14 protein-coding genes are annotated in these 13,192 nt (G+C 42.4%); 7 read left to right on the top strand and 7 right to left on the bottom strand.

The window, feature by feature from the left end; genetic code table 11:
- The first annotated feature begins 7 nt into the window (after positions 1–7).
- On the top strand, positions 8–223 hold the full coding sequence (locus tag RRG12_RS25155; RefSeq protein WP_229559536.1) for a chlorophyll a/b-binding protein: 216 nt from the start codon (positions 8–10) through the stop codon (positions 221–223).
- Between the two features lie 142 nt (positions 224–365).
- Entirely contained in the window at positions 366–947 is a 582-nt protein-coding gene (locus RRG12_RS25150) for a thioredoxin family protein (RefSeq protein ID WP_069072945.1), read from the top strand.
- A 115-nt stretch (positions 948–1,062) separates the two neighbouring features.
- On the opposite strand, the gene RRG12_RS25145 is transcribed toward RRG12_RS25150, so the two are convergent.
- Positions 1,063–1,575 carry a hypothetical protein gene (locus RRG12_RS25145; RefSeq protein WP_069072946.1) on the bottom strand — a complete coding sequence of 171 codons (513 nt, stop codon included), beginning with the start codon at positions 1,573–1,575 and terminating at the stop codon, positions 1,063–1,065.
- 815 nt (positions 1,576–2,390) lie between these two features.
- A complete protein-coding gene (locus RRG12_RS25140) occupies positions 2,391–2,696 on the bottom strand; it encodes a hypothetical protein (RefSeq protein WP_420761037.1) in 306 nt (101 codons plus the stop codon).
- A gap of 98 nt (positions 2,697–2,794) precedes the next feature.
- Here RRG12_RS25140 and RRG12_RS25135 point away from each other — a divergent pair, with 98 nt between their 5' ends.
- Both RRG12_RS25135 and RRG12_RS25130 read left to right on the top strand, forming a co-directional pair.
- Positions 2,795–3,241, top strand: coding sequence for a hypothetical protein (locus tag RRG12_RS25135; RefSeq protein WP_420761036.1), 447 nt, complete (start codon positions 2,795–2,797; stop codon positions 3,239–3,241).
- A 371-nt stretch (positions 3,242–3,612) separates the two neighbouring features.
- Entirely contained in the window at positions 3,613–4,110 is a 498-nt protein-coding gene (locus RRG12_RS25130) for a hypothetical protein (protein ID WP_420761035.1), read from the top strand.
- Between the two features lie 89 nt (positions 4,111–4,199).
- Here the strand turns inward: RRG12_RS25130 and RRG12_RS25125 are convergent, their stop codons facing one another.
- From RRG12_RS25125 to acsF, 4 genes are all read right to left on the bottom strand, one after another.
- Positions 4,200–5,141, bottom strand: a complete 942-nt coding sequence (locus tag RRG12_RS25125) for an ATP-grasp domain-containing protein (RefSeq protein ID WP_420761034.1) — start codon at positions 5,139–5,141, stop codon at positions 4,200–4,202.
- Positions 5,135–5,890 (bottom strand): hypothetical protein, encoded by a 756-nt coding sequence (locus tag RRG12_RS25120; protein ID WP_420761033.1) that lies wholly within the window; start codon positions 5,888–5,890, stop codon positions 5,135–5,137. The genes RRG12_RS25125 and RRG12_RS25120 overlap by 7 nt, the downstream gene beginning before the upstream one ends.
- Before the next feature lie 6 nt (positions 5,891–5,896).
- Positions 5,897–6,787, bottom strand: a complete 891-nt coding sequence (locus RRG12_RS25115; RefSeq protein WP_420761032.1) for a hypothetical protein — start codon at positions 6,785–6,787, stop codon at positions 5,897–5,899.
- A 143-nt stretch (positions 6,788–6,930) separates the two neighbouring features.
- A complete protein-coding gene (acsF, locus tag RRG12_RS25110) occupies positions 6,931–8,007 on the bottom strand; it encodes a magnesium-protoporphyrin IX monomethyl ester (oxidative) cyclase (RefSeq protein ID WP_069072952.1) in 1,077 nt (358 codons plus the stop codon).
- 421 nt (positions 8,008–8,428) lie between these two features.
- On the opposite strand from acsF, the gene RRG12_RS25105 reads away from it, so the two are divergent.
- A complete protein-coding gene (locus RRG12_RS25105; protein WP_069072953.1) occupies positions 8,429–8,923 on the top strand; it encodes a TM2 domain-containing protein in 495 nt (164 codons plus the stop codon).
- Between the two features lie 108 nt (positions 8,924–9,031).
- Here RRG12_RS25105 and RRG12_RS25100 read toward each other — a convergent pair whose 3' ends face one another.
- Positions 9,032–9,691: a DUF2996 domain-containing protein gene (locus RRG12_RS25100; RefSeq protein ID WP_420761031.1), complete on the bottom strand. Its 660-nt coding sequence runs from the start codon at positions 9,689–9,691 to the stop codon at positions 9,032–9,034.
- 235 nt (positions 9,692–9,926) lie between these two features.
- On the opposite strand from RRG12_RS25100, the gene RRG12_RS25095 reads away from it, so the two are divergent.
- Entirely contained in the window at positions 9,927–10,733 is an 807-nt protein-coding gene (locus RRG12_RS25095) for a basic amino acid ABC transporter substrate-binding protein (RefSeq protein ID WP_420761030.1), read from the top strand.
- Positions 10,734–11,063: 330 nt separating this feature from the next.
- Entirely contained in the window at positions 11,064–13,067 is a 2,004-nt protein-coding gene (locus RRG12_RS25090; RefSeq protein ID WP_420761029.1) for a serine/threonine phosphatase, read from the top strand.
- The last annotated feature ends 125 nt before the right edge of the window (positions 13,068–13,192 follow it).

The following is a 13,192-nucleotide window of genomic DNA, read 5'->3' as shown; positions in this document are numbered from 1 at the left end:
AAATAAAATGCGTACAAACACTGCTATAATTGACGACCAGGGCAAACTGAACAACTTTGCGATCGAGCCAAAAGTTTATGTAGACGAACAAGGCGATCGCACTGGCTTCACTCCTTATGCAGAAATGCTCAACGGTCGTTTAGCAATGATTGGTTTTGTTTCTCTAATAGCATTAGAAGTATTTACCGGACACGGTATCATCGGTGTTTTGGCAAGCCTGTAAAAACTAATTTTTATAATTTAATTCTCAACAAATGTAAGAGACGGTAAATTTACCGTCTCTTAATTTTATGTAAAACTTAGTGGTAGAGTGAAAATATACTGATAGCCAAAGCAGTTATCAGCGTAAAAATATTGGGTGAAATATGGCTTTAACTGCTTCAACGATGTTGCCATTAGGCACGAAAGCGCCAGATTTTAATCTACCGGAAGTAGTATCTGGAAAGGCAACTTCACTTTCTACCTTTGCAGATAAAAAAGCACTGTTGGTAATGTTTATTTGTCGGCATTGCCCATTTGTAAAGCACATTCAAAAAGAATTAGTGCAGTTAGGAAAAGATTATTTTACAGGTGATTTAGCGATCGTTGCCATTAGTGCTAACGATGCACACAATTATCCAGATGATGCGCCAGAGTCGTTGCAAGCATTTTCCACAGAACAAGGGTTTAATTTTACCTTATGCTACGACGAGAGCCAGGAAACTGCAAAAGCTTACACAGCAGCTTGCACACCAGATTTTTTTGTATTTGATAGCGATCGCCAACTAGTTTATCGGGGACAATTGGATGATAGCCGTCCCAGTAATGATAAACCCGTAACTGGCGCAGATTTACGCGCAGCCATTGAAGCAGTGCTGGCAGATAAACCTGTTACAAACGAGCAAAAGCCGAGTGTTGGTTGCAATATTAAATGGAAACCTGGAAACCAACCCAGTTATTTTGGTTAAAAGGGATTGGGTATTGAGATTAGGGGAGAGGTGACAGGTGACAGGTGACAGAAAATAATCTATAGCCTGTAACCTGTAACCTTTACCCTGTTCTCTTCTTCACTCCCCACTCCCATCAATGTTTAATTTCCAAATTAAGTATGTAGCATCCTAATTGGACTTTTTCTGCCCACAATTCATATTCCAGACGCAAATGTTCTGGTAAGGGATGTCCATTGAGAGTTAGGCTACTAGTAAAATTTCGCAAACGAATAGGATCGTTAGGTTGCAATGACTCAGTTGGCAACCAATAGCGACTAATGCCATAAACGCCTTGTTCCCAAAAGTGACGGTAACTCACTTGGCCGTTACCTTGCATAGTCATGATGACGCGATAAGGGGAAATCTCCAGCCACAAAATTCTGGGACTGTTAGGGGCGTAAGCTTTGCTCTTAGTTTGGGGAAGTCTGTCCTGTGGACTTACTACACTCTCTACTTCGCAGCTAATTAGGGGCGGTGCGGTCAGTAACAAATGGAATCTATCAGTATCTTTTTGATACAATGTTGCGGCAGCTTCGACAACAGACCAGATTGGTAGGTCAGTGGAAATCAGTGATAAGCACACGGGCTTGCGGTGATGGGTCAGCATGGGAGCGATAAGGGCTAAAAGCTATTGAACAAAATGAAATGAACACTCTAGCTGTCTAATAGGTCAAGGGTAAGAAACTAAATACTAAAGCAGCCTTAATATTGATGAATCCGCTGATTTGTTAATAAGCTACACAAATCTGGATAGAAATAGGATGAATATCAGCTTAGACAGCAAAAACAGTACTTTCTCTAAAGAGAGCTAATTCGTAAGTAAAGCTTGTAAATATTCTAAGCCTATAGCCTCAAAACAGTGGGGTCGTTTTAAATGCTAAGAAACCTTTTTGAGGGGGACTTACCGTGGATTAGAGCAAGTTTCATACAGTCAAAAGCAATAAGATACCAGCAAGGAAGTCACCAGCAGCGACAAACTAAGTCTCTGATGAATTTCAGGTGTATTCAAAAGCCAGTCTATCCTAATGTCGGCTTCTGTTATATCCGTAGAAACTCACGAAAACCTTTCTTATCAAAACAGTGCTGTACATGGATAGCGGAGCGTTGAGCTAGTACTGAGTAACAAGTGCTGAGTGAAAAAGCATCAAATTTGTCTCTTCCTTGTGCGTCTCGTAGAGAAGAAAAAGCAAAGATTTCCATTTAAGCTAAAAGCCTCTTCAAATCTCGTTTTTAGCCTCTGGCTGGAAATGCTGCGAGCCGCCAGGAAGGTAAGCGACAGCCCCAACGACGGGATTCCCAGTCGGAGACTGGAAATAAGGCAATCTAAAAGCTAGTTATAGACTTGCTTTGACGTTAAGTTGACACCAATGTGTTGGGTTACGCTCCGCTCCACCCAACCTACGTCTTAACTTTGTCAAGCTTTTAATACCCCATCAAGTCGATTTCAATAAGCAAAATGCCTGATTGCTTTCTCATTTCAGTGGATTTAGCAAGCAAAAAGGCATATTGCTTTCTCAAAATGCTTAATTGCTTTCTCATTTCGGTATATCGCGCATTCATTTCGGTACATTCAGCAAACAAAAAGGCATATTGCTTTCTCAAAATGCTTGATTGCTTTCTCATTTCGGTAAATTTAGCAAGCAAAAAGACATATTGCTTTCTCAAAAGCTTGATTGCTTTCTCATTTCGGTATATCGCGCATTCATCACAACGATCGCTATGTAACAAAAACCATTGTAGAATTGCCGGAGTTTTCTCAAGCTGATCGATACGGAAGTTTTTTAAAGTAAAGAATATTAACCGTACTAGATTAAAAGCTTCATATCATGGCTCGGAGAAAAAGAACCTCTCAGGTGTTAGAAAAAGCAGCACGTCGTGCTGCTAGCATGAACTCAATTGATCCGAATTTAAGTGTAGGCAATGGACTCACCTTACCGGTCTTCTCAACTCTAATTGAGACGATGCGAACTAAAGAAAATTTATACAACACTGCTCTTTCCAACTTGGATAAGTTGTATCATGAAATGCTCCAAACAGAGCGCGAGTTGGCAGATATGGCAGAACACATGCTCTTAGGAGTTGCTACTCAATATGGTAAAAGTAGTGTGGAGTACGGTATGGCGGGGGGTGTTCCTAAAAACCAGCGCCGAAAGGGACTGCGAGGCGAGTCACCAGTTTCTAGTTTACAGGAACCGTCATTCATTGCCAGTGTGAATGGTAACGGCAGCAAAAATGGCAACCAGAATGGAAACAAAGCAGCAACGACAAGTTAGCTTGCATTAAAAAGCTCACGAATTCATCCGTGGGCTTTAATAATTAGCTTGAGCATTTTTCTTTCGAGAATCGCTATAGATTAAGGCTTCATAAAAATAATTCTGATTTATTTTTATTCACTAACGATGCCATTGCACTTGTAAACAGGTCATGAGTCAATACTTGTTGGTTAAGGGGAAAAGGGGAAGGGGAAAGGGGAAAGAAAAAACCTTTAACCTTTACCCTTTAACCTTTTCCCCAAACCCAATGCCAAGTTAAAAATGCTTAACCGAGCAGTATTGGGTCATGAGTGTTACAGGTTGGTACTTATTTGGGAATTATAACAAAGGGATTATAAGCGTCATATCCCATCCAAGATAGGTGCATAAGCATGAAAAATATACCGGATATATTGCTACGCTTATTTTTTGGTGCTGCTTTGGCTGGAATTGGTATAAGTATTTTTCGGTATGGCTCAGGGGGTTTAATTATTAGCTGCAAAGCTACTCAGTCGAAAACAGCATCTTGCACAATAACTGAACGTTTAGCATTTAGTCAACAAATAATTGAAGAGAAAACTATTGATAATATTACACAGGGAAAGGTTGCGATAATTAATGCTACACGATTTACAGAGGATTCTACTGAAGATATACAGTTTTTTCGGGTGTTAGGAGTAACAAGAAAGGGTATTAGTTACCAAATTGGTCAAGATGGAAAAGATCCCACGGAAGCGCAAGCGATCGCAGGACAGATTAATTTTTTAATCCAGAATCCCAATGCTTCACCAATTCAATTAAATTATTCTTCCAATATGATTAATTGGTTGGGTTGGGGAGCAATTGGTTTGGGAATAACTGTGTCTCTTTTTATGCGTACTGAAAAATAATTAGATTTCGGGTTAAATAAGCAGTGATTCCGAAATTTACCCTAAGAACTGTATATTCAAAAGATGAAATTAATTAAACCAATTTTTTATTAAATCCGATTTTTGCCTGCTAGCAAATTAGCGATCGCAGTACTAATCGGCTGACCTGTAAACTGTTGGTAGTAAGTAAACCCAGGTGAAGGATTAACCTCGAAGCAATACCAATCACCTCCAGGTGTGCGGCGCAAATCGATGCCGCAAAGAGGTAGATTTATTGCTTTTGCCAAGACTCTACACTGCTGTTCTACTTCTTTAGGAAGATGACAAGCACGGATTTCTGTGGATTCATCATTCTCTGCGGCATAGCGGTAATCATCAGCTTGAGAAATTACCTCGCTGGCAAAAATCTCCGTCCCGACAACATGAACGCGATAATCTCTACCGGGTATATATTGCTGAAACTGAGTCGGACACCAAGATACATTATCAAGGCGTTCTAGATGCTCAACTCCCACACGCGAGACTTTGCTACGAATACCACTGATTGATTTATAAATAATATCGCCGTGGAGTTTCCAAAAAGATCGCACAGCTTCGGGGTCTGTGGTGACAAGGGTTTCGGGAACTTTAAAGCCGAGTGAGCGAATTTGCTCTAACTGATAAGGTTTAGAGCCGTTAGCAGCCATTGCAGACGGACGGTTAACGACAAAGGCGGGTGTAATTTCCGACCAAGACATTAAGGTATCATCAACTGCGATCGCATGTTGCCAAGCTGGACTGTTTACACCCGCTTGGGCAATTTGAGGAAGACGGCGGGAGTCATAGGGGCGTAAGTAAGCAGCAGTAATTTCAGTTAAATCAATTTTTTGATACCAAGTACGAATTTGTCCTTGGACTGGTAAATCTAAAACATCGCCTACAGAAAGTTCAATTTCAGTATCTAAAATATCTCGTTGGTCAATAAATACTGACGGTATGCCTAGACTAGTTAGTTCTGAGTGAACTGCTGCTAAAGGAGATTCTTCGGTAATACCCCACAACAAAATCAGCATTTGGCATTACCTCCACTCAAATACTCAAGGATGGCATCGCCTACATCTGGTGCAGAAATATCAGTCCACAAATCAGCGCCCAAAAACTCTGCTGGAGATTCACGGCTGCTAAAATGAACGGTCAACAAGTCAACTTCAGCAGCATCAGCGATACGTCTGGCGTGTGAAGCTAGGGTTTTTTCAACTTCACCTAAACAGCGATCGCCCACCACCGTCACCTTGACTGAAGATTTTTCGAGAACCTGGGAACATACATTTGCCGACATCGAACTTTGCCGTCGCACTGGACGTACTGGAATACCAAGTTGAGCCGCTGCATAAACCCATTGTTCAGGTCGCCAAGCAGGCCCTAATAAATATGTTGGCGTTGGTCTGTTCAAGACTGGACATTTTAAGCTAGATAACCAAGCAATTAAAAAGGCATTCATTTCCGTAGCGACGTATGCTCGGTCTTCAGGGACAATGTGTAGAAGTTCCTGTTCAAAAATAGAAGGTAGGCGACTTAGAACGCCAGTGATTTGATCGAGAGCGATCGCGCAACCCGTCGGAGACATCGCAACTCCACCTACCACTGCTGAGGAGGATAAGGGGGAATTGATTTCCCCATCAATAGAACTCAAGTAATGTCGCCATCCAACCACTGACAAATCTTCAGGCGTCAGTAGGCTGACACCATGACCATGAGCCGCCCAATTAGCAACCAGCGCCTCAGCGGCTTTGTCATGACGACTGGCGACAATAACCAACACGCTTGCTTAATTCCTTGGTTGATTAACTACTTGTTGACCGACATTTGGGCGTTCTTGGGGCTGGATGAAAGCTTGCCCATTTGCCTGTTCTATTTGATCAAGACGTTGAGCCATCAGACCGATTAGCCGCTGTAGGTCATTTGAACCATCTGCTGAAGTCAGATTTTCAACTTGATTTGTCTCAGGGAGTTTTTCAGCCTGAATTTTCTCGAAGTCTTTATCTTTCTGAACTTTCTCAAATTCTTTAACTTCTATCTTCAGTTCCTTGCTCTGTTTAGACACTGGGGCTGTAAGGGTAAACAGGCTTCCACCAACAGATGTAGGCAAAGAATAAGCTAATTGATCGAAGTCTAAAGCAGAACGAGATACTAATAAGTTCTGAGGCAGGAATGTACCTCTATGTTCAGGCGTCAATAACAGGTTAACTGGAGTTGTTCCTGAAGAAGAGATTAAAGAGATTTCCACATATCCACGAATCTCTAATTTCGCTGCTTTGATGATATCTAGCTTGGTGACATCAGGCAGTAAAGTAACCAAAGCTGTATCGTGGGCAGGAATTTTCAGAGAGTAAGTGAATTTTCTGGGATCGCCTGTAGGAGTTAGGTCTTGAAATTGATTGTCTACACTAACATCCTGAATAACCACTGTATCAGCTAAGATATCGGGCTTGGAATCACCTAGTTTTAGCGGTGTAGTTAGAGCAAATTGCAGCCTTACTTCAATATTTGAACTGCTAGTATTAGCAATTGTCAAAAAGTAACCTTGGACAACAGTACGGGCAACAGCTTCAGTACCAGGAGCCGTAACAGGTGTAATTGGCTTTACTAAAAGTTCCAAGGTTGAGACTAGAGTTGGTCTTGGTCTAATGATTCCAATTCCGTTTGATATGTCTGTCATCTGTTTGTTACAGAGAAACTACATATCAAACTTAACTGCCTAGACTTATTGACGGATAGTACCCCATAGGGTAATCTCGTGGACAAAAAAAAGTGGTTCTGTTGATTACAGAACCACTAAAGCTTTCGCAAACCTGTTATAACTTAACGAACTGACCCTTGAGCAGAAACAGTATCAATCGGTTTCATCAGGTACAGCCGCAATAATTGCCAGCCATTGGAGATGTAAAGTGGCAATTTCTGGAAGATTTGCAGGAATTTGGGAGTGCTGGAGTTTGCGATCGCACCCAACTTCTCATTATTGCTTATACAAATATCCAGCCGCTCATAAAACTCTGGATTCTCTACATCCAGCATCAGTGGGAACACCCGACCTGCGTTTTCGTTAGTCTTCTGAATTACATGGATGTCGTATTCTCGCGCATCCAACCCAAGGGTGGCATAAAAGTCCTTGCGTTGGATGTCATTGAGATACATGGTCGCAAACACCGACAACAGGAAGAACCGACTCCACAGCCGTGCTTTCCAATCATTCAACATTTGCGGTTGGGATTTCATAATGGCATCGAAGAAATCGCCGTGGCGGTTTTCATCTTGACACCAATTTTCAAAGAACCGGAAGATTGGATAAACCCGATCTTCGGGATGTGCTTCTAAATGGCGATAAATAGTGATGTAGCGCCAATAACCGATCTTCTCAGAAAGATAAGTAGCGTAGAAGATGAATTTCGGCTTAAAGAAGGTATAACTGCGGCTCTTAGTCAAAAACCCTAAATCTAGGGACAGATTAAAGTCAGACAAAGCTTTGTTCAAAAAGCCAGCGTGACGTGCTTCATCCCGTGACATCAGGTTAAAGCACTCTGCCAAGACGGGGCTTTTTCCTTTCAAGCGACGACCAAGTTCTTTATACAGCAAAAAGCCGGAAAACTCTGCTGTACAAGAACGTTCTAGAAATTCAACAAACAATTTGCGAGTTTCCCCGTCAATATGATCCCAGGATTGGTCAAACTCGGCATCCCGAACAAAGTGATGGCGGTTGTAGTCGGTGCGGAACTCTTCGAGAATGGCTTGTAACTCGTCTTCATTGACGGAGATATCCATCCGCGCCATTTCATCAAAATCGGTAGTATAAAACCGAGGTGTTAACAGGGTTTCTTTTGCCGGGACTTTAATCCCTGGCCGGATTTCTTCAAAGCCTGGTTTTTTGAGGGAATCTACCATGTCTTGATTGCTCTTTCGTCTTTATTATCTTAAGTAGACCCTTCGGGTTTGGCACTTCCTCATCGGGAAAACACCCTCTGAGCGACTGCTTCACCAGAAAGCCAAGGGTAATGTTCTGTTAAAACGTAACAGCCCACAATAATCCAATTGTATAAAGTTCAGTCTACCAAGGTGCGGGTGAGAAATTTGTAAGCAAAAGATTAAGAGTTGCAACAATCATTCAATGTTTGCGGAACCAAGAATCGCGGATTAGTAGTCAAATAAACTTAGTTCAGTGATAATCACTATTTCGATCAAGGGTAGTATTACGCGCTTTTTGTATCTCAAAGCACAAGTACCTCAGTAATTTTCTTTAGTTGTTACTACAACATGGAAAACCCATCTTAGACAACAAGAGCAAATCCAAAGGGTTGAAAACAAGATGAATCTTGAAAACAATCAGCAGAAAGACCGACTTCTTGTCTCTTACATTTTGTGTGCAGTCGGATTTATCGGGGTGGGAGGATTGCACCGTTTCTACAATGGCAAGATCGGGACTGGTTTGTTGTGGCTGTTGACTGGTGGCGTGTTTGGTATAGGGCAGGTCGTGGATTTGTTATTTATCCCCGGCATGGTTGATGAATACGAACGCAATTTGAGATTAAAAGCAGGTGTATCTCCCTTGGGTGTGCCGTTGAATCAAGCAGTGGTTGCTTCTCAAGTCCACCGCCCAACAGGCAACCAACTTATGATTAAACTAATTGAAGCGGCGGAAAGTAAGGGTGGTTTTTTAACTGTCACTCAAGGGGTGAAGTTCACGGGAGCTAGCTTTGCTGAAGTGGAAGCTACTCTCAATGAAATGTACAAATCAGGTTATGTAAAAATTGATAACGACCCCAATACTGGAGCCGTTACCTACCATTTCCACGAACTTTAATTTGTCATTTGTCCTTTGTCCTTTGTCATTTGTCATTTGTAAAAAATAATCACTAATGACCAATGACTAATGACCAATGACTAATGACCAATGACTAATGACTAATAACTAATTTATACCTAGCCATTTTTGACCATCTAGGCGCTGAACTAAGCCAAATACCAACAAATCGAGGGTAATTTTGCGCTCATCGATTAAGAATGACTCAAGAGTGCTAGGTTTTTTGCCTTCATTACAGGAAAATCCCTTTTTCCCTTGAATATCTTCTTCGGGGAAATACAGATTAAACTGACGCAGACCTATTTCTTTCCAACTGCCGATAATTTGCCAGCATTCTTCACCAGATTCAAAGCCAGTGATTGGCACTTTCTGCTTGGCAAAAGACACCTGTAAATCTTGCACACCTTGTTGAGCGATCGCTTTTTGTAAAGCTGGCAAGTAGTCTTGCTCGATGAACTCTACAAAAGGCTTGTCTTCAACAGATGGAGCTTTTTCCTTTTTGGCGGCTTTAGCTGCGGCGGCTGGTTTTTCTCCTGTTGCTGCGGCGGCTGGTTTTTCGTCTACTGCGGCTGCGGGTTTTTCTCGCTTGGGTGGTACTGCAACTGGTTTAGCAGCATTGGGATTATCTTCAGGGTTTGCGGCTTTAGGATCTGGCGTGTTGGCAGTAGGAAGGTCTGTGGCTTCGGGTGATTTTGTACTAGGAACCTGCTTATCAGTAGTGGTGGGAGCTACTTCTCCCGCTTGATTTTGATTGGTTTGGTCTGCCATTGCTCAGGTCAATCCTTTAATCTTGCTTTGGGAGCGATCGCTCACCTTGATGTATCGGGTATTTTTATTTTGACATACTAGTACCGCTGCGCGGAATTCATAATTTGTAATTCAGATAGCGCAAGGATTTCATTGCTTTACCCTTAATCAACCCCTCCGGAAATTAAAATCTAAAATTTATACGGAGCAATTTGGTAGCTCAAAAAAATATTTTTAATAGGTGTGGGCATGACTAATGACTATAGTGAAATTGATGAACTTGAAATGGCAGCAGCTAATTCTGAGCTTAGGCTGTTTCCTACTGATCATTGCCTGTAACAAGTATTATCCGACTCCAAATCCAGGTGCTCAACCTCTCAAAGTGGCGACAGATCCCACCTTTATCCCCTTTGAAATCCAAAAGGCTGGCAGTCACTTAGAAGGTTTTGATATTGATTTGATGAATGCGATCGCTAAAGTAGCAGGTTTTGCAGTCCAGTTTGAAACTCTGCCTTTTGATGGCATGATCTCGACCTTGCAAGCCAAAAGAGTCGATGCAGCCATTAGTGGGATTACAATTACCGCTGAACGCCTGAAAACAATTGCTTTTTCCAGACCCTATTTTAAAGCTGGACTAGCGATCGCTGTACGCGAAGACAACCAAAGTATTAAAGACTTCAACAGTCTCAAAGGTAAAAAAATTGCTGTACAAATTGGTTCCACAGGGGCAGATTTTGCCAAAACCATCCCCAATGCCAAAATTAGTACGTTTAATTCTGGCCCAGAATTTTTCCAGGACTTACTCAATGGCAATGTTGATGCTGTAGTTAGCGATGCTTTCGCTACTTTATATGCGATTAAAAATGACAAACTCAAAGGCATCAGAGTTGTTGCCGATCTGCTCACTGAAGAATACTACGGAATTGCCACGCCCAAAGATTCCCCTCATCTGGATGCAATTAACAAAGGTATAGGGACTTTGTTATCGAATGGCACTTACAAGCAAATTTATCAAAAATGGTTTAATGCTGAACCTCCAGAATTGCCAGACTCTTGGCAATAGGGCATTGGGCATGATTATGAAAAAGGGTAAAGGGTAAAGGGTAAAGGGGAAGGGTGAAAGGGTTTGTTTCTTTATCCTTGTCCCTTTGTCCTCTCATCTCCCTCATCTCCCTCATTCTCCATTCCCCATTCCCTAATCCCAATTTATAAGCAATTGGCTGCCAATATATGAAATATTTATCTAATATGCGTCACAATTAATACTGCCACCAAAATTCATTGATAAACTACAATCTCTTTTAGGTCTACTGTAGTCAGGGACAGCCAATTGTGGCACCTTGGATCTTAGTGGCTAGAAGCACCTTGGAACGGGAATAAAGGAACTTCCACTATGCTGATTTGCCCTCAGTGTAAATTTGAAAACCCCAATAGCAACAAATTCTGTCAAAACTGTGGTACGTCCCTGACTCACAAGGTCTGTCCTGAATGCAGTACCGATGATGTACCTGTGAATGCACTACGTTGTCATAACTGTGGCACGGAATGTGGAACAGTGTTTTGGGCAATTATTGCTAAAGAAACGAGTGGGGAAGCTTTGAGAGTAGAGGGGGATGAAGGAGATAAGGGAGATGTGGGAGTAGACGGAGATGAGGAAGCAATACCCTCCGCATCTCCTGTATGCCCTAGTTTTCAGATTGCATTAGGCTCCTATTTAGACTCCCAAGAGCGCTATCAATTGTTAGATACGCTACCTGTCCAAACGGAAACTACCTCCATTACTGATGTAGGTGTGAGAGTTCTAGACTGCCAACCGTATCAAATGTCACCCATTGAGGCAATGCTAGCAAGTCAGCAATCAGATTTGCTAACGCCATCAGTAGAAACAAGTGAAATTCCTCACCTTGCTAGACTTTATATTGCCTTACAATCCCAAGGTGAGCGGGGAATACCGCCAATTCACGATGCATGGCAGCAGGAGGATATACAGGTAGTAATAATCGAAGACCGCTCGGATTGGCAGCATTTACTCGATCGCTGGCAAGAAGAAACAACGAGTTCGTTAAAAATTTTACACTGGTGTTATCAAATGGCCCAACTTTGGGCAGTATTGGAACCAGTAAATTGTCATCAAAGCCTTTTAGATTTGTCGAATTTGCGATTGGATGAAGACCAAACGCTGGCTCTACAAAGATTGTATGTAGAATCATCGAATTCTCAGCCTGCCGTCGAGTCGCCAGAAGATGCCCAAGCCCAAACATCTGATATTTCAGAGGAACCGTTAACTATCCAAGCTTTGGGGCGGGTTTGGCAATCGCTATTTAGGCAATCTCAACGCACTCAATTTGGCTCTGTAGTCCAGATGTTGGGGGATTTAGATGTAGGTAAGATTCAGACGATCGCACAATTGCGATCGCGTTTGGAGGAAATCTCTATTGAACTAGAAGCACTAGGAACCCCAACTTTGCCGCCAATACAGGAGAAAAATACTGCTGTGCCCACTATCCCGCAATCAGATGAGCCAGAAGATATCATTAGCAAAACTGATGATATGCCAACTGTTGTGTTGGCGATGCAGTTAAGTAGCTTAGAAGATGCAGGACGCACAGATGTGGGGCGTCAACGTCATCATAACGAAGACTACTTTGGTATTGAAACCAAAATCCATAAACTGGAGTTGCCCAAAAGTCGAGTCCTGGAAGGGCATGGTTTGTATATTCTCTGCGATGGTATGGGTGGACACGCTGGCGGCGAGATAGCCAGTGAGTTAGCAGTCAACACCCTACGGCAATACTTTCAAGAACGCTGGATTACCAACCAACTGCCAGCAGAAGAGAGCATTCGTGAGGCAGTGTATTTAGCTAATGAGGCGATTTTCAAGCTCAATCAACAAGATGCCCGTTCTGGAGTAGGGCGTATGGGTACAACTTTGGTAATGCTCTTAATTCAAGATACTGAAGCAGCAGTTGCTCATGTGGGAGATAGCCGTCTCTATCGTCTGACGCGCAAGCGGGGACTAGAACAAGTCACAGTAGATCATGAAGTTGGGCAACGGGAAATTACTCGCGGAGTGGAAGCAAGCATCGCTTATGCCCGCCCGGATGCGTACCAACTCACTCAAGCCTTGGGGCCTCGTGACGAAAGCTCGATTAATCCTGATGTTGGCTTTTTCGAGATTAATGAAGATACTCTTCTGCTGTTGGTATCGGATGGTCTATCAGATAATGATTTACTAGAAACCCATTGGCAGACTCACTTAGAACCCTTACTTAGTTCTGGCGCTAACTTAGAACGGGGTGTTACAGACTTAATTGATTTGGCAAACCAACACAATGGTCATGACAACATTACTGGTATACTAATTCGGGCAAAAGTACGCCCAAATTTGGAAAGTTAATCATAAATGGGCATTGGGCATGGGGCATGGGGCATGGGGAATAAGAAGAAAGAACAATCACCAATTCCCAATGGGAGCAATGCGAATTAGCTCAAAGCTGTATAAATCGAGGGTTAAAGCCTAAT

The sequence above is a fragment of the Nostoc sp. CALU 546 genome, from assembly GCF_048836525.1.
The sequence above is the reverse complement of the archived record's forward strand: the minus strand, read 5'-3'. Positions and strand labels throughout refer to the sequence as shown.

Bases quoted from the DNA above. Each gene is read 5' to 3' on its own strand.
- RRG12_RS25155 (WP_229559536.1), top strand. From the start codon at position 8: ATGCGTACAAACACTGCTATAATTGACGACCAGGGCAAACTGAACAAC.
- RRG12_RS25150 (WP_069072945.1), top strand. From the start codon at position 366: ATGGCTTTAACTGCTTCAACGATGTTGCCATTAGGCACGAAAGCGCCA.
- RRG12_RS25145 (WP_069072946.1), bottom strand. From the start codon at position 1,575: ATGCTGACCCATCACCGCAAGCCCGTGTGCTTATCACTGATTTCCACT.
- RRG12_RS25135 (WP_420761036.1), top strand. From the start codon at position 2,795: ATGGCTCGGAGAAAAAGAACCTCTCAGGTGTTAGAAAAAGCAGCACGT.
- RRG12_RS25130 (WP_420761035.1), top strand. From the start codon at position 3,613: ATGAAAAATATACCGGATATATTGCTACGCTTATTTTTTGGTGCTGCT.
- RRG12_RS25125 (WP_420761034.1), bottom strand. From the start codon at position 5,141: ATGCTGATTTTGTTGTGGGGTATTACCGAAGAATCTCCTTTAGCAGCA.
- RRG12_RS25115 (WP_420761032.1), bottom strand. From the start codon at position 6,787: ATGACAGACATATCAAACGGAATTGGAATCATTAGACCAAGACCAACT.
- acsF (WP_069072952.1), bottom strand. From the start codon at position 8,007: ATGGTAGATTCCCTCAAAAAACCAGGCTTTGAAGAAATCCGGCCAGGG.
- RRG12_RS25105 (WP_069072953.1), top strand. From the start codon at position 8,429: ATGAATCTTGAAAACAATCAGCAGAAAGACCGACTTCTTGTCTCTTAC.
- RRG12_RS25100 (WP_420761031.1), bottom strand. From the start codon at position 9,691: ATGGCAGACCAAACCAATCAAAATCAAGCGGGAGAAGTAGCTCCCACC.
- RRG12_RS25095 (WP_420761030.1), top strand. From the start codon at position 9,927: ATGACTATAGTGAAATTGATGAACTTGAAATGGCAGCAGCTAATTCTG.
- RRG12_RS25090 (WP_420761029.1), top strand. From the start codon at position 11,064: ATGCTGATTTGCCCTCAGTGTAAATTTGAAAACCCCAATAGCAACAAA.